This is a genomic window from Catonella sp. (genome assembly GCF_052169795.1).
Taxonomy (GTDB): domain Bacteria; phylum Bacillota; class Clostridia; order Lachnospirales; family Lachnospiraceae; genus Catonella.
This window is the reverse complement of record NZ_JBQNBU010000043.1, coordinates 1-18,403: the sequence shown is the minus strand read 5'-3', so window position 1 is coordinate 18,403 and position 18,403 is coordinate 1. Positions and strand designations below refer to the sequence as shown.

16 protein-coding genes are annotated in these 18,403 nt (G+C 37.7%); 1 reads left to right on the top strand and 15 read right to left on the bottom strand.

Going from position 1 to position 18,403, the window contains the following annotated elements; all coding sequences use genetic code 11:
• The 6 genes from ACTTKP_RS07665 to ACTTKP_RS07640 form a co-directional block, all read right to left on the bottom strand.
• Positions 1 to 775: Rpn family recombination-promoting nuclease/putative transposase (locus ACTTKP_RS07665; RefSeq protein ID WP_442553312.1), on the bottom strand; the 775-nt coding region annotated here is incomplete at its 3' end.
• 272 nt (positions 776 to 1,047) lie between these two features.
• Positions 1,048 to 1,890 (bottom strand): PilZ domain-containing protein, encoded by an 843-nt coding sequence (locus tag ACTTKP_RS07660; RefSeq protein ID WP_442553311.1) that lies wholly within the window; start codon positions 1,888 to 1,890, stop codon positions 1,048 to 1,050.
• A gap of 23 nt (positions 1,891 to 1,913) precedes the next feature.
• On the bottom strand, positions 1,914 to 2,270 hold the full coding sequence (locus ACTTKP_RS07655) for a hypothetical protein (protein WP_442553310.1): 357 nt from the start codon (positions 2,268 to 2,270) through the stop codon (positions 1,914 to 1,916).
• 76 nt (positions 2,271 to 2,346) lie between these two features.
• Positions 2,347 to 3,831, bottom strand: a complete 1,485-nt coding sequence (locus ACTTKP_RS07650; protein ID WP_442553309.1) for a DUF1846 domain-containing protein — start codon at positions 3,829 to 3,831, stop codon at positions 2,347 to 2,349.
• 41 nt (positions 3,832 to 3,872) lie between these two features.
• Positions 3,873 to 5,471 carry a potassium/proton antiporter gene (locus tag ACTTKP_RS07645; RefSeq protein WP_442553308.1) on the bottom strand — a complete coding sequence of 533 codons (1,599 nt, stop codon included), beginning with the start codon at positions 5,469 to 5,471 and terminating at the stop codon, positions 3,873 to 3,875.
• A 66-nt stretch (positions 5,472 to 5,537) separates the two neighbouring features.
• A complete protein-coding gene (locus ACTTKP_RS07640; protein WP_442553307.1) occupies positions 5,538 to 6,818 on the bottom strand; it encodes an LCP family protein in 1,281 nt (426 codons plus the stop codon).
• Between the two features lie 196 nt (positions 6,819 to 7,014).
• On the opposite strand from ACTTKP_RS07640, the gene ACTTKP_RS07635 reads away from it, so the two are divergent.
• On the top strand, positions 7,015 to 7,467 hold the full coding sequence (locus tag ACTTKP_RS07635) for a GAF domain-containing protein (protein ID WP_442553306.1): 453 nt from the start codon (positions 7,015 to 7,017) through the stop codon (positions 7,465 to 7,467).
• A 2-nt stretch (positions 7,468 to 7,469) separates the two neighbouring features.
• On the opposite strand, the gene manA is transcribed toward ACTTKP_RS07635, so the two are convergent.
• The 9 genes from manA to ACTTKP_RS07590 all read right to left on the bottom strand — a co-directional run bounded on the left by manA (position 7,470) and on the right by ACTTKP_RS07590 (position 18,222).
• Positions 7,470 to 8,435, bottom strand: coding sequence for a mannose-6-phosphate isomerase, class I (gene manA, locus ACTTKP_RS07630; protein ID WP_442553304.1), 966 nt, complete (start codon positions 8,433 to 8,435; stop codon positions 7,470 to 7,472).
• Positions 8,436 to 8,444: 9 nt separating this feature from the next.
• Positions 8,445 to 8,942: a DUF4446 family protein gene (locus tag ACTTKP_RS07625; protein ID WP_442553303.1), complete on the bottom strand. Its 498-nt coding sequence runs from the start codon at positions 8,940 to 8,942 to the stop codon at positions 8,445 to 8,447.
• Positions 8,943 to 8,962: 20 nt separating this feature from the next.
• Positions 8,963 to 9,838 carry a ParB/RepB/Spo0J family partition protein gene (locus tag ACTTKP_RS07620; protein WP_442553302.1) on the bottom strand — a complete coding sequence of 292 codons (876 nt, stop codon included), beginning with the start codon at positions 9,836 to 9,838 and terminating at the stop codon, positions 8,963 to 8,965.
• Between the two features lie 21 nt (positions 9,839 to 9,859).
• A complete protein-coding gene (locus ACTTKP_RS07615) occupies positions 9,860 to 10,633 on the bottom strand; it encodes a ParA family protein (protein WP_442553301.1) in 774 nt (257 codons plus the stop codon).
• A gap of 189 nt (positions 10,634 to 10,822) precedes the next feature.
• A complete protein-coding gene (locus tag ACTTKP_RS07610) occupies positions 10,823 to 11,359 on the bottom strand; it encodes an isoprenylcysteine carboxyl methyltransferase family protein (RefSeq protein WP_442553300.1) in 537 nt (178 codons plus the stop codon).
• 221 nt (positions 11,360 to 11,580) lie between these two features.
• Positions 11,581 to 13,248, bottom strand: coding sequence for an ABC transporter permease subunit (locus ACTTKP_RS07605; protein WP_442553299.1), 1,668 nt, complete (start codon positions 13,246 to 13,248; stop codon positions 11,581 to 11,583).
• The gene (locus ACTTKP_RS07600; protein WP_442553298.1) at positions 13,249 to 14,757 is read right to left on the bottom strand and encodes a sugar ABC transporter ATP-binding protein; all 1,509 of its coding nucleotides are present in this window, start codon (positions 14,755 to 14,757) and stop codon (positions 13,249 to 13,251) included. It abuts the gene before it with no gap.
• 114 nt (positions 14,758 to 14,871) lie between these two features.
• A complete protein-coding gene (locus ACTTKP_RS07595) occupies positions 14,872 to 16,206 on the bottom strand; it encodes a substrate-binding domain-containing protein (protein ID WP_442553297.1) in 1,335 nt (444 codons plus the stop codon).
• Positions 16,207 to 16,401: 195 nt separating this feature from the next.
• Entirely contained in the window at positions 16,402 to 18,222 is a 1,821-nt protein-coding gene (locus ACTTKP_RS07590) for an LPXTG cell wall anchor domain-containing protein (protein WP_442553296.1), read from the bottom strand.
• Positions 18,223 to 18,403 lie beyond the last annotated feature (181 nt).

Genomic DNA, 18,403 nt, shown 5'->3' with positions numbered 1-18,403 from the left:
CTATGCCTTTCTCTATGCCTTTCTCTATGCCTTTCTCTATGCCTTTCTCTATGCCTTTCTCTATGCCCTTATTTTCAATTTTATCTAAAAATCCACACATGTCGACTGTACCTCCTTCTTTCTTCATTGATTTAACTTCACTTTTTGCCTCAGAAAATCTTTCATCATTTGTCAGCAGGCTAAGCAAATCTAACACCTCATCAGGATGTGCTATTTCTTCCTGCTTTGGCTCATAATTTTCTTCTTTTGCCATGATACCTGCAATAAAATTAAAATCACCCTTATACCTTTCTATTTCTTCATCAGTAAGCCTGGTCATTTCAACGAGTTTAAACTTATGATCTGAAATCAGCCCCTCAAGTTCAGGCGGACAAGTTATTCTTTCCTTTAGACTTATAGGTGCCTTCCACTTAGCCTTTCCCCAATAAATAACTATTGTAAATACCGGATAAATCTCCGCCCTTCCTTGCTGATTTTTGTAAGTGACTCCATCATACGCACATACCCTTAGTATTAGATCCTCATCCGGTACTGACTGGTTCTCAACTCCTATAAATGAGAAGATTACTCCATTTTTCTTCCAGAACTTAGCTACATCTCTTAACTGTTCGTGATGTACATTCTCATCATCCTTAAACTGTGTAACAGTGCCGGCCTCCTCTAAGTCCTCACTCTTTACTACATCCCTTCCATCAAATATTGTTCCATTCACAACATCTGCAAAGACATCATTAAAGCTTAAAAGTATTTTTTCTGCAATATCTTTTTCTCTCATTGTACTCCTTTTCCTGTTAATAAACAACAATGCATTTTTTAATAGTTGAGAAATCATGATTAATTGTCACAAGAATTATTTAATCCGATAGATAAAAATATTAGAACAAATGATTTTCCCGTTTCATCATCTACATTGTAATATACTTCAGCCATATTGTCATCGTCAATTTGTATGAATTTCTAAGCATTTTCTGTACAAAGTGTACAATTTTTATTCATGCAAAAAGCCGGTCAACATAGAGTTCACCGACTTTAATAATACTTCCATATTCAATTCTTTAAGGGTCTGCTCTTCACCCTGCGTTTTTCCATCTGTTTTTCATTCACATACTTACTGAGTTCTTCGTTAATAGCAAGGAATTTACAGCCTACGGTTCTTTTCTGTATGGTATCTACCACTCTTACAACTACGGCTTTTATAATAAATTCCACTTTTTGTTTTACTTTCTCTCCCTTTTCTTCACTACCACCACCATTCATGGCTTCAATAAGGGAAATCTGCTTTTTAAATCGAGCTAGATCCTTTTCAGCCCTAGTCATAGGCAGGCTGTTTGTCTGCTTTGTTTTAAATATTTTTAAATAATCTGAAAATGTTATTAGAATATTATCTCCCGGCTCTATCTGTAGGTACTTAGGTATGACCAAGCCTATACCCACCGAACTTATATCCTTAACTGCCGCCTTACTAAGCGATTCCTCATTTCTAAGCTTCACATAACATTCACTCGTCACAGATACCCTGAAACTGTTTCTCCTATTGAAAGGTTGTACATCTCCATCTGCCAGTATGAGGTGGGCAGCACCGTATTTGCCGAGATTAATCCTATATACCTTGACCTTCATCCATTCATAAGGCTTAGATTCAAAAATCCCCATTACAGAGCATTCTATCTCATCATTGTCAAAACTGAGCGGTCTCCCGTTAAAGGTAAACATCTCCGCCACAATATATTTTGAAAACCTCATTTTATTCTTTTCTAAAAAATCTGATATTTCTCTTTTATCAGCAGGATGATATATTCCTGCCACTTTTGAATGAAAATCTGCTGTATTGGATTCAAAAACTGCTGTGAGCCTAAGCCCACAGCCTTCTATCAACTGGTTAATAAACATTTTAACCCTCACATTATAAGAAATTATTCGCCATCTTCTTCAGTTTCTACTGTAAGCATAGGAACCACAACACTATCCGCATCATAGTTATACAGCTCATTTAATTTCTCAAGCACTTTTTCACACTCTTCCTCTGACTTATCAAGATCCTGCATAGCCTTCATGCAATATGCTGAAATAATATTGTTGAATGCTCCTGTATCTACAATTGTAAGTAATTCTGCAAGACTCTTACCATTCATAGCTTTGCAAGCCTCTAAAAGTTCAGAAACTCTTTTTTTAACTTCCTCTGTATCTGCCTCTGCAAGCTTCTTTTCATATTCTCCTATAAGCCCCTCAAGATCCAATGCAAAGCTTTCTGCTCCTAATTCTGTAGCCATAACTCATATCCTCCTAAATTTTGTTTAATAGTACTATATTAGCATACACTTATGTCAAAGATATTACAAGTTAAATTTAATTATGAAATAATTTTTTTGTCTGATACTTAGGCTCACAGGTCATATTGATACCCAGTCTTGCTAAAGTACGCTGGTCTTCCCTAGAGAGGATGACAGACGAATGAGCCTCACACCCCTTTAATCTGTCAAGCATCGCCACCACCTTTGCAGCATTTTCATCTGTCCCTGCGCAGATGGTAAGGGCAATCAACATCTCTGCTATATGCAGGTTCGGGTTATGATTTCCAAGATGGTTAATCTTAAGCTGTTGAATCGGCTCTATTACACTTGGCGAAATAAGCCTCAAACTATCCGAAAGACCTGCAAGCTTTTTTAAAGCATTAAGGAGCATTGCTGAGGTAGCCCCCATCAGTTCTGAAGTCTTGCCTGTAATTATAGTGCCGTCTTCAAGCTCTATAGCACTTGCCGGTTCTCCGGTAACTTCCGACTTGGTATTTGCTGCCGCCACTGTCTTTCTGTCTTGAACACCGGTTCCTGCCTTTTTCATAAGCAGCTCCAACTTTTCTACCACCTCTGCCCTGCTGTTACCCTTTCTTAACTCACATCTCTCCTTAAAATATCTCCTGATTATCTCCTGTTTTGCAGCATCTTTTACAGCTTCATCATCAAAGATACAGTTACCCACCATATTTACTCCCATATCCGTAGGAGATTTGTATGGAGAAGAGCCATATATTTTTTCAAACATCGCATTTAATACAGGAAAAACAGCCACATCCCTATTATAATTTACGGTAGTAAGTCCATAAGCCTCTAAGTGGTAAGGATCTATCATATTTACATCATTAAGGTCTGCTGTAGCCGCTTCATAGGCAAGATTGACAGGATGTGAGAGCGGAAGATTCCATATAGGAAAGGTTTCAAACTTAGCATAGCCTGCCTTTATACCATGTTTATGATCATGGTATAGCTGCGAAAGACATACTGCCATCTTTCCGCTACCCGGTCCCGGTGCAGTTACAACTACAAGGGAATGTTTGGTTTCTATGTAATCATTTTTACCATATCCTTCATCACTTATAATTGCAGGTATGTCATTTGGATAGCCTGCTATAGGATAGTGCCTGTAAACCTTAATTCCCAGAGCTTCAAGTTTCTTCTGATACTGGATTGCACATTCCTGACCTTCAAACCTTGTAAGCACTACACTCCCTACATAAAGCCCGTAGCTTCTAAAAGCATCAATCAGCCTCAGCACATCCAGGTCGTAGGTTATTCCAAGGTCGCCCCTTACCTTATTCTTCTCTATATCAGCTGAATTTATGACTACAACCACTTCTACATCTTCCCTTATCTTTGCAAGCATCCTGATTTTACTGTCCGGTTTAAATCCGGGAAGCACTCTTGAAGCATGGTAATCATCAAAGAGCTTACCGCCAAATTCCATATATAGCTTACCGCCAAAGCCCTCAATTCTCTCCATTATTTTCTCAGATTGCATTTTCAGATACTTGTCATTATCAAAACCTGTCTTAAACATAGCTCTTCCTTTCTCTTTATTTTAAGCTTAAAACACTCATCCTACCTTACCAAGCTGTTCATTACAAGCATGTCTCCCTCATTTAATACTATATTTCCATTAGGAATTATAATATCATCTCCTCTTTTTATAAGGATGATTAATGTATCATCATCTGTCGGTATTTCTGAAATAGCCTTTCCTATATAACTGCTCTTGTTATTGATATATATTTCGCTGAGCATGGTGCCTGTCATCTGTTCAGGAGTAGCCGCAGAAAGTACTACCTTATCACCCACATTTAAAATTGTCTGTCCGTTCGGAACTCTCGTACCCACCTCATTTTGTACCGAAACCATTATTGTTTCCGGAGGTGTGATAATCTCCATCAGAGTCTTTCCTACCCAAGAATGTCCTTCAGGAATTGTGAACTGAATAAATTGCACCGGGACTTCTTCCGTATAGTCGGTAAAGGTCTTCATAACATCCCCTCCACTATCTATCATGTCTAGCGATTTAGCAACTTTAGGCAAAAATGCTCCCTGAAACAAAATTGACAGGAGAACTATGAAAAAGGTTATATGGAAGAGGTTCTCATCAAGGTCTGCTCCCTGTACTGCCATAATTGCAAAAACTATGGAAGCTGCTCCTCTAAGTCCCGCAAAAGACACCAACATCATCTGTTTTACGCTGCTCTTAAACGGTGCAAGTATAGTAAATACGGCTGTCGGTCTTGATACCAAGGTCATAAACAAGAATATCAGTACTGCAGGGATTGCCACTCCCGGAAGCTTTGACGGACTTGATAAAAGTCCCAAAAGGAAAAAGATTACCATCTGCATCAGACTTGTAGTTCCGTCGAAGAAATGCACCAGATTCTTCTTATCCCTTATACGGCTGTTTCCCATTATTATTCCTGTAATATAAGCACTCAGATAACCATTGCCGCCAATGAAGCCTGCCCCTGCATAAGAGAGTACCGCCACTCCAAATACAAAGATTGTATCAAATCCATCTGCTTCTACAAGAATATTATGCAGAAACCATATAGCTATAATGGCAACTACAATCCCTACCACTATGCCGAAACCAAGTTGGCTAAGTACCATGAGTATTGGATTTTCACCATCTCCTCCATCTTGGAGCATCTGTATAAATATGATGGTGAGCATATAGGCTATCGGATCGTTACTTCCACTCTCTAATTCAAGCATTGAAGCAGTATTATATTTTAAGTTAAGTTTTCTGGAACGAAGTATGGAGAATACTGATGCCGCATCTGTTGAGCCTATGATTGAGCCTATTGCAAGTCCTGCTATCCAGCTCATGTCAAACACATAATGACAAAAAATACCTGTTATAAAAGCAGTAAGCACTACTCCGAGTGTGGATAAAAGTCCCGCCTTCACAGCTACAGGCCTCGCCTGTTCCCAGTCTGTACCAAAACCACCATAAAATATAATAAATATAAGAGCTATCGAACATATGTTCTCTGCAAATGCATAGTTTTCAAAATCAATCCTGAAGAGTCCGTCCGAGCCAAAAAGCATTCCAAGAAAAATAAAGGCAAGGAGCATGGGCATGCCCAGTTTTGCCGATACCTTATTTAGCATTACACAGGCAAAAATAACTATTGAAACCAGCATTAAAAAATTTACCATAGCTCCTCCTTTCCTATATTTATTAAAACCGACACAGGCTCAGCCCATATCGGTTAAAATCAACTTCTACTTATTCTTTGTAGCGCTTTCACCTTTTATAGCCGAACCTGAGGCAGGTTCCTTATGGCTGGCAAAAATAAAATTCGTAAGGGCTTCCTTGTTTTTAGGCAAGTCAAAGACTACTACTGACATTCCATTTGGTTTCTCCTCATGACAGGTACCGTCAAGTGGAATTCTTAGATTATCAAGAGGTACTCCATCTATGCTAAGCTCCAATACTTCTGCAAGATAAGAACTTGCATTATCCTTCTTTATATCGGTCTGTATCTGAGAAAATATTGTATCAAGCATTTTAACTAAGGTAATAGGATTGCTCTTCTTTACTTCCTTAAATATAGCACCCATAATCCTTCTATGTCTTGAGGTTCTACCAAAATCGTCAATCGAGCCATCCAGTGTAGCCTCATATCTTACCCTTGCATAACCGAGAGCCTGATTGCCATTCATATGGTTTACGCCCGGTTTTAAGGTACGGTTTGATTTCTTAGAAATATAATTTTTAGTATTCAGATACTGTGCCTCACCGGCGGTAATCTCTATATCAACTCCACCAAGGTCATCTATCACCTTCTGGAAGGTCTCAAAACTTACTACTGCTGAACCATCAAGCCTTATTCCATAAGTTTCAGCTATGGTCTCATAAACAGTATTGATTCCACCCTTTCCAAAAGCGGCATTGATTTTTGTACTATAATATCCCGGGATATTAACATAACTGTCCCTCATAATAGAAGTAAGTCCAAGTGTTTTCTGCTTGGTATTTATAGTAGCTATCATAATGGAGTCAGTACGCCCTGAGGCAACACCGTTACTTCCTATAGCCTCCACTCCTAAAAGAAGTATGTTATAGACTCCGTCCTCATGAAGAGCATTCTTAAATGTGTCGGACATTTTAGAAATATCTATATTATCTGTAATCTCACCAACCTTCAGTTCCGGCTCCTCTTCTTTCTCTGTATCTATAGCAGAGCCTGATACTTCTTTAACAGGTTTGTTAGGTTTTTCGTTTGTCTTTTCCATCCTCCAGTAAGCATACTTCACCGCAAGACCTGTCATTATCTTCCTACCCGGTTTTGTAAGTGTGAGAAATGCACCTCCTGCCAGCAACACCACTATCAAAAAAATCAGTATTTTTAAGAAGATATTCATACCTTTCTTCTTTTTTCTTTTTTTTCCTGACTGCCCCTGCCTGTGTTCCTGCGCCTTTGTATTTTTTCCCATTTCTTCTCCTACCTGTTTTGCAAGCGAATTGCGTACTTCTTTCATAAACTCATCTTCTTTATTCATTGTAAACCTTCTTTCACTACCTAATTAAAACATACTCTATATTTTATACCATATCTCTCCTCAATTACAAGTAAACTAACTTTAAGGTTTTCTTACATTTTTATTATCTAAAAATACCGAGAAACTCCTGCTTGTCTACCTAAAATATTTATGCTATCCTAAAAATGTTTTTATCTTAAATGTAAAAGGAGAAAATATGATAAATTATTCACTTATTTCAAAAGAAACAGAGGCTCTCACCTCCGATGTCAATAACCTCATTGCTAATCTTTCAAATGTATCCGCTCTTTTAAATATGGAACTTACAGATATTAACTGGGTAGGCTTTTACCTTGTTGAGGGCGACAATCTGGTACTGGGTCCTTTTCAAGGTAAGCCTGCCTGTGTAACCATCCCTATAGGACGGGGTGTGTGCGGTACTGCCGTATCTACCGATAGTATACAACTTGTTAAAAATGTGCATGAATTCGCAGGACATATTGCCTGTGACTCCGCCTCCAACTCTGAACTCGTTCTACCCATCCATGATACATCAGGCAGGGTTGTTGCCGTCCTTGATATAGACAGCCCAAGTCTTGGGCGTTTTAATGAATCTGACAAGGAGGGGATAGCTCTCCTTACTCCTATTCTTGAGAAACTCTTTGCTTAATTTTAGCGGCTGCCTGAAATAATAAGCTCAAGACTGCCGGTTAATGCATAATCACCAAAGCCATGAGGGAGGATGAAATGTTCTCCCTTTTTTATTTTCCATTCGGAGTTATCCTTACTCTTAAGCTTTCCACTTCCTTCAAGAACACTTACTAAAGTAAAATCTGTATTCTGTGATAAGCTCACTGTAGTTTCGGTTTTTACATAGTCCACCTCAAAAAGCGAACAGGTAACCATGTTTCTTACTAAAGAACCGTCCTCAAACTCAATTGCCTTTCTATGTTCAGGCTCTTTTGCTTCAAATGGGCAGTCTATTACATCCAAACATTTATCAATATGAAGTTCTCTAGGTTTGCCGTTTTGTAATCTGTCATAGTCATACAACCTGTAAGTAATATCGCTGTTTTGCTGCGTTTCAAGTATGATTGTACCACCCTTTATAGCATGAACAGTTCCCGGTTCAATAAAGAAAAAATCTCCTTTTTTTACAGGTATTTCCCTTATCAGCCCCAAAAAATCCTTGTTCTCAATGTATTTATGAAGTTCCGCCTTATCCTTTGCATTATGCCCTATAACTATGGTGGCATCTTCCTTCGCATCAACTATATACCAGCATTCAGTCTTGCCAAGAGAGCCATTTTCATGAGCTTTTGCATACTCATCATCAGGGTGAACCTGAATTGATAGGTCTGTTTCTGCTGAAATCAACTTGGTTAAAAGAGGAAATACTTCCGCCTCTCCTGCCCTTCCCCAAAGTTCCTTGTTAGTTGACCAAAGTTCACTAAGAGTTTTACCTGAATATTCCGAGTCTTCCCTGGTTTCTACCGTGCAGTCTCCGTTTTTATGAGCACTTATAGCCCAGCATTCTCCTGTCTTATCGCTTGGAATATCATAGTTAAACTCTTCTCTTAAGGCAGTTCCGCCCCATATCATTTCTTTAAATACCGGTTTTAAAAATAATGGTTGCATATCTTTCTCCTAATTCTTCTTTCCCATAGCTTCTGCAAGAGCCAGTGTTTCTTCTTCAGCCAGTTCCACATCAGCCAAACCATTTGTTATTTTTTTAACATAAGTATATGTACCTGCTGTTGTACTATGTACTGAGTTTATAAGAAAACCGTCATTTCTTTCATCTAAAAGTACTATAACAGAACTTAAACGCCCTCCCATATCTGCCAAAGAATCATACCTATGGACAGATGATTTCTGATAAGCATTTTTTAGCTTTCTAAAAATTTTATCTATATCATCAGTATTTTTGGCCTGCACTTCCCTAAGCTTAGTAACCTGTGCAAATTTCTCGGCTATCTTATCCTCTAAGCTTCCCTCACTTCCCTCGGTTAAAGCCGCTATCCTCTTTTTGAGATTAGAAATTTTTGCAAACTGAATTATATCAAAAATAAGCAGAAGCAAAACCATGCCTGCCAAACCGCAGATTATATATTCTGCCTGAAAGTCATATCCAAATAAATTCATCTCATTTACCTCTCATCAGCTTACTTTTTTATAGTAGAAAACAGTTCCGTTATTCTGTCAAGTTCATCTACAGAATAATATTCTATTTCTATTTTTCCCTTACCATCCTGCCTGCCTTTGATGCTTACCTTACTGCCTAAGATACTTTTAAGGCTGTCCTCAAGCTGCTTATAGATTAGTTTTTCAGAAGACTTCTCCTCTTTTTCAGGCTTTGTTTCTTCCATCATCTGCCTTACAAGTTTCTCCGTCTCCCTTACACTGAGTTTTTCGTCAAAAATCTTTACAGCAAGCATCTGCTGTTTAGATTTATCTTCCAACCCAAGCAATGCCCTTGCATGACCTGTAGTTATCATTCCTTCTGCTAACATCATCTTGACTTTTTCATCTAACTTCAGAAGCCTTAATGCATTAGTGATAGCTGAGCGGCTTTTTGAAACTCTCTCAGCAAGATCATCCTGCTTCATCTTATACTCATCTATTAATTTTTTGAAAGCCTCTGCCTCTTCTATAGGGTTTAAGTCCTGACGCTGGATATTTTCAATAAGTGAAACTTCCATTATTTCTTTGTCTGTATATTCTCTTATTATCGCAGGAACTTTTTTTATTCCTGCAAGCTTAGAAGCTCTCCATCGCCTCTCGCCTGCTATAATTTCATATCTCTTCCCTCTTTTGGTGAGTATTAGAGGCTGAATAACTCCATGTATCTTAATTGACTCCGACAGTTCAAGTAATCCGTCTTCATCAAAACTCTTTCTTGGCTGTCCTAAATTAGGGTCAATATCTGCAACAGGAATTTCCACAAACGAATTGTCTGCGGCATTTTTTACCTCTGCCTTTGTCTTATTTTCGGGAATCATCGAATCAAGACCTTTTCCCAAACCTTTTTTCATTGCCATAACCTTCCTCTTTCCTCGTAGCTAATACCTCTCTTCGCCACTTTCTATTACTTCTTCTGCCAAGGCTCTATAGCCCTCTGCTCCTGCCGACTTAGAGTCATATATATTGATTGGCACTCCATGGCTTGGCGACTCTGCAAGCCTCACATTTCTGGGAATTATTGTCTTATATATATTCTGTTTCAAAGTATCCTTTACATTTTCCACTACCTGAAGTGAGAGATTGGTTCTTGCATCATACATAGTAAATACAACTCCCTCTATATAAAGCCCTTCATTCATCCTTGCTTTTACAAGCTCTATGGTATGTATGAGCTGACTAAGTCCTTCAAGTGCATAATACTCACACTGAATCGGTACAAGCACCGAATCTGCCGCTGACATGGCATTTACTGTAAGTGTGTTTAATGAGGGCGGACAGTCTATGATAATAAAATCATACTCTGCTCTCACTATTTCAATATGCTTTTTAAGAATATAATGCTGGTCAGGTATTCCTATAAGTTCTATCTCTGCACCTGCAAGGTTTACATTGGCAGGTACTATCGAAAGCCCGTCATATACATTTTCCACTATACAATCCTTAAGCTCACATTCTCCAAGCAAAAGCTCGTAAACTGTATTCTCTGCATTATTTTTATCCACTCCAAGTCCGCTTGAAGTATTTCCCTGTGGATCTATGTCTATTACCAGAACCTTTTTACCTTTTTCTGCAAGGCAGGCTGACAGGTTAATTACCGTGGTTGTCTTACCCACACCACCCTTTTGGTTTGCTACCGCAATTACTCTCCCCATGTCGTCCTCCGAGGTTAATCTATAGTTGTACAAATATTGTCATTTTCACTACTAACTTATAATAATACCATAATTTAAGTTAATAATCTAGATGTAAAAAGCACCTGCGTCGACAGGTGCAAAATTTTATTATATATCTTCAATTTTAATATTATGGTGTGAGAAATGAGATATTTTATACTTAGTTCTCTATTTATAGCTTCCATTAGGTCTTATTATAGTTTCCAATACCATATTTTCCTCTTTTATTCTTATGTAAAGCACTATTGCATAAAGAGGCAATACAACAATACTAACCATTTTACTATGACAAATCAGAGCAATTCCCACAAGTTCAGGTACTATATTCAGGAAATAATTAGGATGCTTCACCGTTCTAAAAAGCCAATGATCTTTGAATTTGTGATTCTTTGCAACCATAAGCTTCACTGTCCATATACCATCCAGAAGTTTGACAACAGTATAAAGCATAATCATTGAAAAAATTAAAAGACACAAACCTATAAAACTTATCTTATCAAAAGTTGTATTACTGATAATTGCCTCAATAAGACTGCCAAAATAAAAAATTATATGCAAAATAGTAATTCTCTTACTGTTCTTTACTCCATATTCACTGCCACCATTTTCCAGAATATTTTTCTCATTTTTCTTCGATATTTTCAAAAATGCCAACCTTATTACAAATACTGCTATTACTATGGCATATATCGCATATTTTTCCATCTCTAATCAATTCCCTTTCCTAATTAAATATATAAACTATAAATTGTTTTATATATTAGTTATATTAATAGGATTATTTAGAAATTTCAATATATATTAACAGATTTTTATAAAATTTATGTTTTTTTAAGTTGTACTTTTACTCCTTTCATGTGACTACACATATCAAAAATACTAAAGCCCCCGATCAAACATCGGAGGCTTAACTAATATTTTTTTATTTATTTCTTCTGTACATACTTTAAGCAGTCAAGAGTTACAGCTACAAGTATGATGATACCTTCAAATACGAACTGTAAGTTAGTATCTATACCAAGGATGGTAAGTGAGTAGGTAAGTGCTGTAAAGATAAGTACACCCACAACTACACCTGAAATCTTACCGATACCACCGGTAAAGGAAATACCACCAACTACGCAGGCTGCAATAGCATCCATCTCCCAGCCCTGTCCATAAGCTGCTGAGCCTGAACCAACCATTCTCGCACACTCAAGCCAAGCACCGAAACCATAAAGGATACCTGCAAGGATGAATGCTCCGAGGGTAACTGCAAATACCGAAATACCGGATGCAGAGGCTGCCTCAGGGTTACCACCTACAGCATAAAGATTCTTTCCAAAAGGAGTCTTGTTCCAAATAAACCAAACTACAGCTATAGCTGCAACCGCCCAAAGAATGATGGTTGGAAAACCGTTTAACTTAGGTATAATCATATCCGGAATATTTGACTCAATAGCACCAAAGGACACACCCTTTGTAGCGTAAGTAGCTAAACCGAAGATAACAAGCATATTCGCCATTGTTGAAATGAACGGATGCATTTTAAACTTAGCCGTAAAGAAACCTGCTATTGCCGTAAAGAAAGTACAAAGTATTATACAAACCACTAATGCAAGCACTACTCTCACTCCAACAGGAAGTCCCGTAAAATCGAATGCATGGCCAAATACCTGACCTGTATTTGCACCCTGATGCATGATAATGGTTGCCACCGTCATACCCATACCTATCATACGACCGATAGAAAGGTCGGTACCGGTAAGGAGAATAAGACCTGCAACTCCAAGAGCAAGATACATCTTAGGAGATGCCTGCTGTAAAATGTTAAGTACATTGTTATAAGTAAGCAGGTGTGTCTGTGGTCCCTTTAACACAGGCGTAATTATACTAAGTCCTATGAATATCAGGATAATTGCGATGTACAGACCATTCTGCAAAAGATATTTCTTAATACTGAAACTGTACTTATAATTCTCTACCTTAATCTTATGATTCTGCATAAAGGTAAACTTAGACATTCTAAGTAAATCAATAAGATGGTACTTATGGCTGAATGCCTCCATCTTTCTATCCTTTATGTCCTGAATATGCTTTTCATACTCAAGTTTTGCATCAAAAAGACGGTTTTTATAAACATAATTCTCATCTTTGATTTCCTGATGGTCTGAAAGCTTTGATAGATTTTCCTTATGCTCTGTGGCTAATTTACCAAGTTTTGACTGATACTCAGCCTTTGCCTCTTTTTTAGCCTCTTCACAGCTTGCAACTAAAGGCTTGTAGTATTCTTTGTCAAAATGTGCATCTATATAAGCCTCTGCTTCACTTATATATTTTGCAATCTGGTCTTTATTTGCATTTTCGACTGACTCAGCCTTTTTAAGCTCTGCCTGAAGCTCTGAAATCTCTTTATTTCTCTCATCTGCTGAAAGGGTCTTATCTCTTTTTACACTTTCTATCAAGCTCTGGAGAGATATAACCTTATCAGTTCCATCGGCTCTCAGTGCATCGATTTTTTCCTGAATCTTACCTACGAAATCATCTATAGGCTTACACAGCTTATTCTCTTCTTCCACTGTTAATATTTTACTCATAACCTTAATCTCCCTCATTTATAGGTATTTTGCACTCAATCTAAGCAGCTCTTCCTGATCAGTCTCTTTAGTATTTACTATACCCGAAAGCCTACCATTACTCATAACTCCGATACGGTTAGTAATACCTAAGATTTCAGGCATTTCAGAAGATACAACTATTACAGTCTTTCCTTCTTTAGCCATCTTTATTATTAGCTCATAGATTTCATATTTTGCTCCAACATCAATACCTCTGGTAGGCTCATCCATCATAAATACCTGTGGCTGACGTTCAAGCCATTTTCCAAAAATAACCTTCTGCTGGTTTCCTCCTGAAAGGCTGGAAATAAGGTCCGATGGACCCATACACTTAGTGCGCATTATCTTAATTTCCTTAGCAGTTGCCTTAACCATCTTCTGGTCTGAAAGGATGGCACCTGACATATACTGGTGAAGGTTAGCTATGGTTGTATTAAAGGTTAAATCTCCCTTTAAGAACAGTCCGTTTGCCTTTCTTTCCTCAGTAATCATAGCAAAACCACTTTCCATAGCTTCTATAGCACTATCAAAGTTCATCAGCTTATTCTTAAAATAAACTCTGCCTGAAGCTCTGGTTCTCACACCGAAAATAGTTTCAAGAAGCTCTGTTCTTCCTGCTCCTACAAGTCCATAAAGTCCGAATATCTCTCCTTTTCTTACATCAAAACTTATATCCTGAAGCTGCGGCTTAAACTTTGTAGAAAGATTCTTAATAGAAAGCACAGGCTCACCCGGCTCATTATCTACAGGAGGGAAACGGTTTTCAAGCACTCTTCCTACCATTGCTGTAATAAGTTCATTCATATTTGTCTCGGCTGATGGCTTAGTCATAACCAAATTACCATCTCTAAGAACTGAAATTTCATCACAAATTTCAAATATCTCATCCATCTTATGAGATATGTAAATAAGAGAAATACCTTTTTCTTTCAGCATCCTCATCATCTCAAATAATTTATTTACTTCCTGAATATTCAGCGAAGAGGTAGGCTCGTCAAGTACAATTACCTTTGAATTGTAGGATATAGCCTTCGCAATCTCACACATCTGACGCTGTGAAACTGACATTTTACCCATAGGCTGAGTTAGGTTTATAGTCATACCTAATTTGCGAAAAAGCTCTGACGCCTCTTTTCTCATTCTTGCTTCATCTACTATTCCTAACGAATTTACAGGGCATCTGCCTAAAAATAAATTGTCTACCACACTTCTTTCCAGACACTGATTGAGCTCCTGATGAACCATTGCTATTCCATTTTCAAGTGCATCTTTGGGACCTGAAAAGTTTACTTCTTTCCCATCTAATATAATGACTCCATCATCCTTTTGGTAAGTACCGAAGAGGCACTTCATCATAGTGGACTTGCCTGCGCCATTCTCACCCATAAGTCCCATAACCGTGCCACGCTTTACATCTAAATTAATATGCTGTAAAACTCTATTCCTGCCAAAAGACTTACTCATGCCGCGTATCGATAAGATAGTCTCATTGTTTTTATCTTCCATAATTAATACCCCTGCTATATCTTATTCAAATACCTTGTGTATGCTTTCTGTTAAAAAAGGTGACGGCATAAGCCGCCACCTAATGCTTTAAAGCTTTTATATCTGTTCTTAAAATTATTTAAGAAGAGCTGTATAAGAAGCTGCATTGTCTGTCTTAACCATGTTGATAGCAAATGCATCGTACTCACCAGGGTTACCAAGTCTGTTTGTGATATTAGACTCTGTCTGTCCATCACCTGCGATATACTCAACATTGAGGTTTAATAACTTGTCATACTTCTGAAGAAGTGGCTGATATGTAGCACCTAAGAAGTTATCAGCTGAGTTATAGATATTGAGCCATACCTTCTTCTCAGGACTCTTAGCTGCATCAAGCTGCTTTGCAACAGGCTCGAAAGGAACTGTAGCATCAAGGAAGCTCTGATAGTTATCAGCTGTTACAGCAAGGTTTAATGCATAGTAAGATCTCTGCTCTGCATTATACTCATAGTCCTCACCCTCTTTAAGTACATTGCCTGCCTCATCAGCAGTAGAAATACCTGTATTTACATCTACACCGTCAAGTGCATTACGAAGCACACGAAGTGTTAAGTAAGCCTGAACATCTGCATGCTGGCTGATAGTTCCGCCGTAGCCGTCACCGATAGCTGCAACTGCATCGCTGTTTGCATCATATCCGAAAGTAGGTACCTTCTGCTCTTTTGACCAAGCATTGAACATAGCCATACCCATACCGTCATTGTTAGAAGCTACAACATCTATCTGCTCACCGAAAGAAGCTGACCATGTACCAACTGCATTACCTGCTGTAGGAGCATCCCAGGTAGCACCTGCTGCTGTCTTCATTTCCTGAGAAGCAAGCTCACGAACCTTAAATTTCTTTCCGCCAACTTCAAGCTCACCATCTTTAACAACTGTAGCTGAACCGTCTGTATTTGTTCCAACAGGATCACTTACAATATTGCCATCTTTCTCAACTGCTGTACCAAGTGCACTACGAACACCTCTTGTACGAGCGATAGAATCATTATGACCAACATCGCCGATAGCAAGTACATATCCGATAACGCCATCACCATTGCGGTCAATCTTATCTGCATTCTTCTCGATATAATCTTTAATCATCTTACCCTGTAATTCAGCACCCTGTGTAGCATTGAAACCTACATAATATGTATTCTCATTAAAATTAAGGGCTGCCATATCAAGTTCTCCTGTAGCAGAGCTTGATGGCTGACGGTTAAACCATACTAAAGGCTTCTTTGCGTTCTCTACTTCACCTGTAGTCTGTGCTACTGATGATGTTTTAGAAGCAGAAGCTGCTGTATTGCTCTTTGCTGCACTTGATGTCTTTGTGTCAGAAGCAGGCTTTGAGCCACCGCCTCCGCAAGCTGATAATGAAATTGCTGTAGCAGCAACTAACATAAGTGATAATGCTCTCTTTTTCATGATTATACTTCCTCCTTTTTTATGAGTCCTTTGACTCAATCATTCACTCGTTCAGTATATCAAAAATCATTGAGTTAATATATAGAATTTTTTTCTATAATTATAAGATTTTTTTAGCTATTTTTCACTATATTAATGTATATTTTTCGATAAGCTTTCTACAGTTACTACATATTGGCTCACATTATAGTATTTTTAATCATATTTTTTCCTTATTACGAAACCCGCAAGGACTAACAAAACAGTCCCTCCCATATAATAAGCCATACTATCTCTTGCACCTGTTCTAGGTAAAGTTGCAACACCTCTAGGCACTCCATCGTCATCTACAAGTACATACTCCTTACTTCCATCCGGCAATGTTTTCTTTATATATTTTCCCTGTGGAGTTCCATCAGCATTTACAGCTATAAACTCATCCGGACTGTTAGGATCATTAGCATCCGGCATTGCATTTACCGGATATTGTGGAATGCTGTTCTCTCTATTTGGCTCTGTAACTTCCGGTACTTCTTCCGGTTCAGGTGTTTCCCTCGGATCTGTTTCAGAAACATTTTCTCCTTCTGACTCCTCTTCAAAGTCCTTCTCTACTGTCTTATCTGTCTGCTTAGGCTCTTTTTTTACTTCTTCAGGCTTTTTTGGAGTTTCCTTAGGCTCTTCTTTTACTTCTTCAGGCTTTTCTGGAGTTTCCTTAGGCTCTTCTTTTACTTCTTCAGGCTTTTCTGGAGTTTCCTTAGGCTCTTCTTTTACTTCTTCAGGCTTTTTTGGAGTTTCCTTAGGTTCTTCCTTTACTTCTTCAGGCTTTTGAGGAACTTCTTTAGGTTCTTCAGGTATTTCATTACTCTGTATAGGAACTATATTAGGAACACCTTGTTTATTCTTAGTTTTATTCTTAAACTCAATTGGCTCTATTACTGTTTTCTTTACTTTTCTATCTGCGTTATATACAGTTTCATAACCAAAGGCTACAGGCTGGCTCTGATTTCCATCAGAAACGAATATGATTACATGATAATTTTTTATATTCTCATCTTTAATTTGAGAAATTTTATTTTCATTTTTAATATAATCAAAGGCTTTTTGTGGTAATGAATTAGATGTTATCTCTCCATCTTCTCCATGCTTTTTATAAACATACTGGCGTTTTGTACCCCAAGTACCTCCACATGCTGCCCATACGGCATTCTGCTTATAATCATTTCCATTATGTATTCCAGATGGAGTATAGTCAGCATCAAGAGGAATCTTTTCTAAATAATACAATGTCTTTTTCAATACCTTTGCAGGATCCTCGCCATACATATATTGAATTTCATCAATAACACTGTCTGTATTCTTTTCATAAGAGTGTTTTACAAAAATATTACCCTTATTAATAACTTCACTTTCAGCATCATAAAATTTCTTCACTATATACTGTGCAAGCTGTTCTGTAGTCGGATCTTTTATAGCTTCAAATTTTGTATTATCTTCTAACTTAATGTCTGTATTTATACAATATGCACCTGTCTGATGTTTTTCTGCCTCTCCATTTATCCAATAGTCTACTGTTATCCTACCATGTTCATCGGCATTACCTACAAACTTTATTGCATTATCAAACTTACCTTCATCTCCCGGTACAGTTTCTTCTTCAACCTTTATTTTAAGAGCTTTTGAATCCTCTCCATATTCAATATCAGATACAGTCTCATCTTTCTTCTGTCTTATTTGGTATTTGCCATCTAACTTCGCTAAAAACTTTTTTGTAAATTTTATATTTCCATTTGCATCATTTTTAACTTCCTCAAGCACAGTATTATTTTCATCAAGCAGTTCAAATGTAAATTTACCTTCTGCAGGAGTTTGGTCATCCAATGTTACTTTAGCTGTTATATCGTCCGGTTTTACAAGTGCCTCTGCACCGGTATCAGCCGCCTCTGCTGTAATCCAGCTCTGCCCCTGCCAAGATACCAAACATATTGCAAGTACCATAGCAATAACACAAATTCTCCTAAAAATGAAACTTTTTCTCATACACATCCTCCTTTTACTGTTATAATATCAATGTTTTAGAGAGCATCTCTAAAGCCCTGCATTGTATACATATATAATAACATCAATTTTGCATGGTTACAATATTTTTGCATTTTTTAATAAATATTTAATTTTTTAACCAATTTTAATGTATATTTTTCGATAAGCTTTCTACAGTTAC

What these genes read in the sequence shown, in the direction of transcription:
- manA (WP_442553304.1), bottom strand. Translation starts at nt 8,435, where the DNA reads ATGCAACCATTATTTTTAAAACCGGTATTTAAAGAAATGATATGGGGC.
- ACTTKP_RS07620 (WP_442553302.1), bottom strand. Translation starts at nt 9,838, where the DNA reads ATGGCAATGAAAAAAGGTTTGGGAAAAGGTCTTGATTCGATGATTCCC.
- ACTTKP_RS07600 (WP_442553298.1), bottom strand. Translation starts at nt 14,757, where the DNA reads ATGGAAGATAAAAACAATGAGACTATCTTATCGATACGCGGCATGAGT.
- ACTTKP_RS07590 (WP_442553296.1), bottom strand. Translation starts at nt 18,222, where the DNA reads ATGAGAAAAAGTTTCATTTTTAGGAGAATTTGTGTTATTGCTATGGTA.
- ACTTKP_RS07625 (WP_442553303.1), bottom strand. Translation starts at nt 8,942, where the DNA reads ATGAATTTATTTGGATATGACTTTCAGGCAGAATATATAATCTGCGGT.
- ACTTKP_RS07610 (WP_442553300.1), bottom strand. Translation starts at nt 11,359, where the DNA reads ATGGAAAAATATGCGATATATGCCATAGTAATAGCAGTATTTGTAATA.
- ACTTKP_RS07655 (WP_442553310.1), bottom strand. Translation starts at nt 2,270, where the DNA reads ATGGCTACAGAATTAGGAGCAGAAAGCTTTGCATTGGATCTTGAGGGG.
- ACTTKP_RS07615 (WP_442553301.1), bottom strand. Translation starts at nt 10,633, where the DNA reads ATGGGGAGAGTAATTGCGGTAGCAAACCAAAAGGGTGGTGTGGGTAAG.
- ACTTKP_RS07645 (WP_442553308.1), bottom strand. Translation starts at nt 5,471, where the DNA reads ATGGTAAATTTTTTAATGCTGGTTTCAATAGTTATTTTTGCCTGTGTA.
- ACTTKP_RS07605 (WP_442553299.1), bottom strand. Translation starts at nt 13,248, where the DNA reads ATGAGGGAGATTAAGGTTATGAGTAAAATATTAACAGTGGAAGAAGAG.
- ACTTKP_RS07660 (WP_442553311.1), bottom strand. Translation starts at nt 1,890, where the DNA reads ATGTTTATTAACCAGTTGATAGAAGGCTGTGGGCTTAGGCTCACAGCA.
- ACTTKP_RS07635 (WP_442553306.1), top strand. Translation starts at nt 7,015, where the DNA reads ATGATAAATTATTCACTTATTTCAAAAGAAACAGAGGCTCTCACCTCC.
- ACTTKP_RS07650 (WP_442553309.1), bottom strand. Translation starts at nt 3,831, where the DNA reads ATGTTTAAGACAGGTTTTGATAATGACAAGTATCTGAAAATGCAATCT.
- ACTTKP_RS07640 (WP_442553307.1), bottom strand. Translation starts at nt 6,818, where the DNA reads ATGAATAAAGAAGATGAGTTTATGAAAGAAGTACGCAATTCGCTTGCA.
- ACTTKP_RS07595 (WP_442553297.1), bottom strand. Translation starts at nt 16,206, where the DNA reads ATGAAAAAGAGAGCATTATCACTTATGTTAGTTGCTGCTACAGCAATT.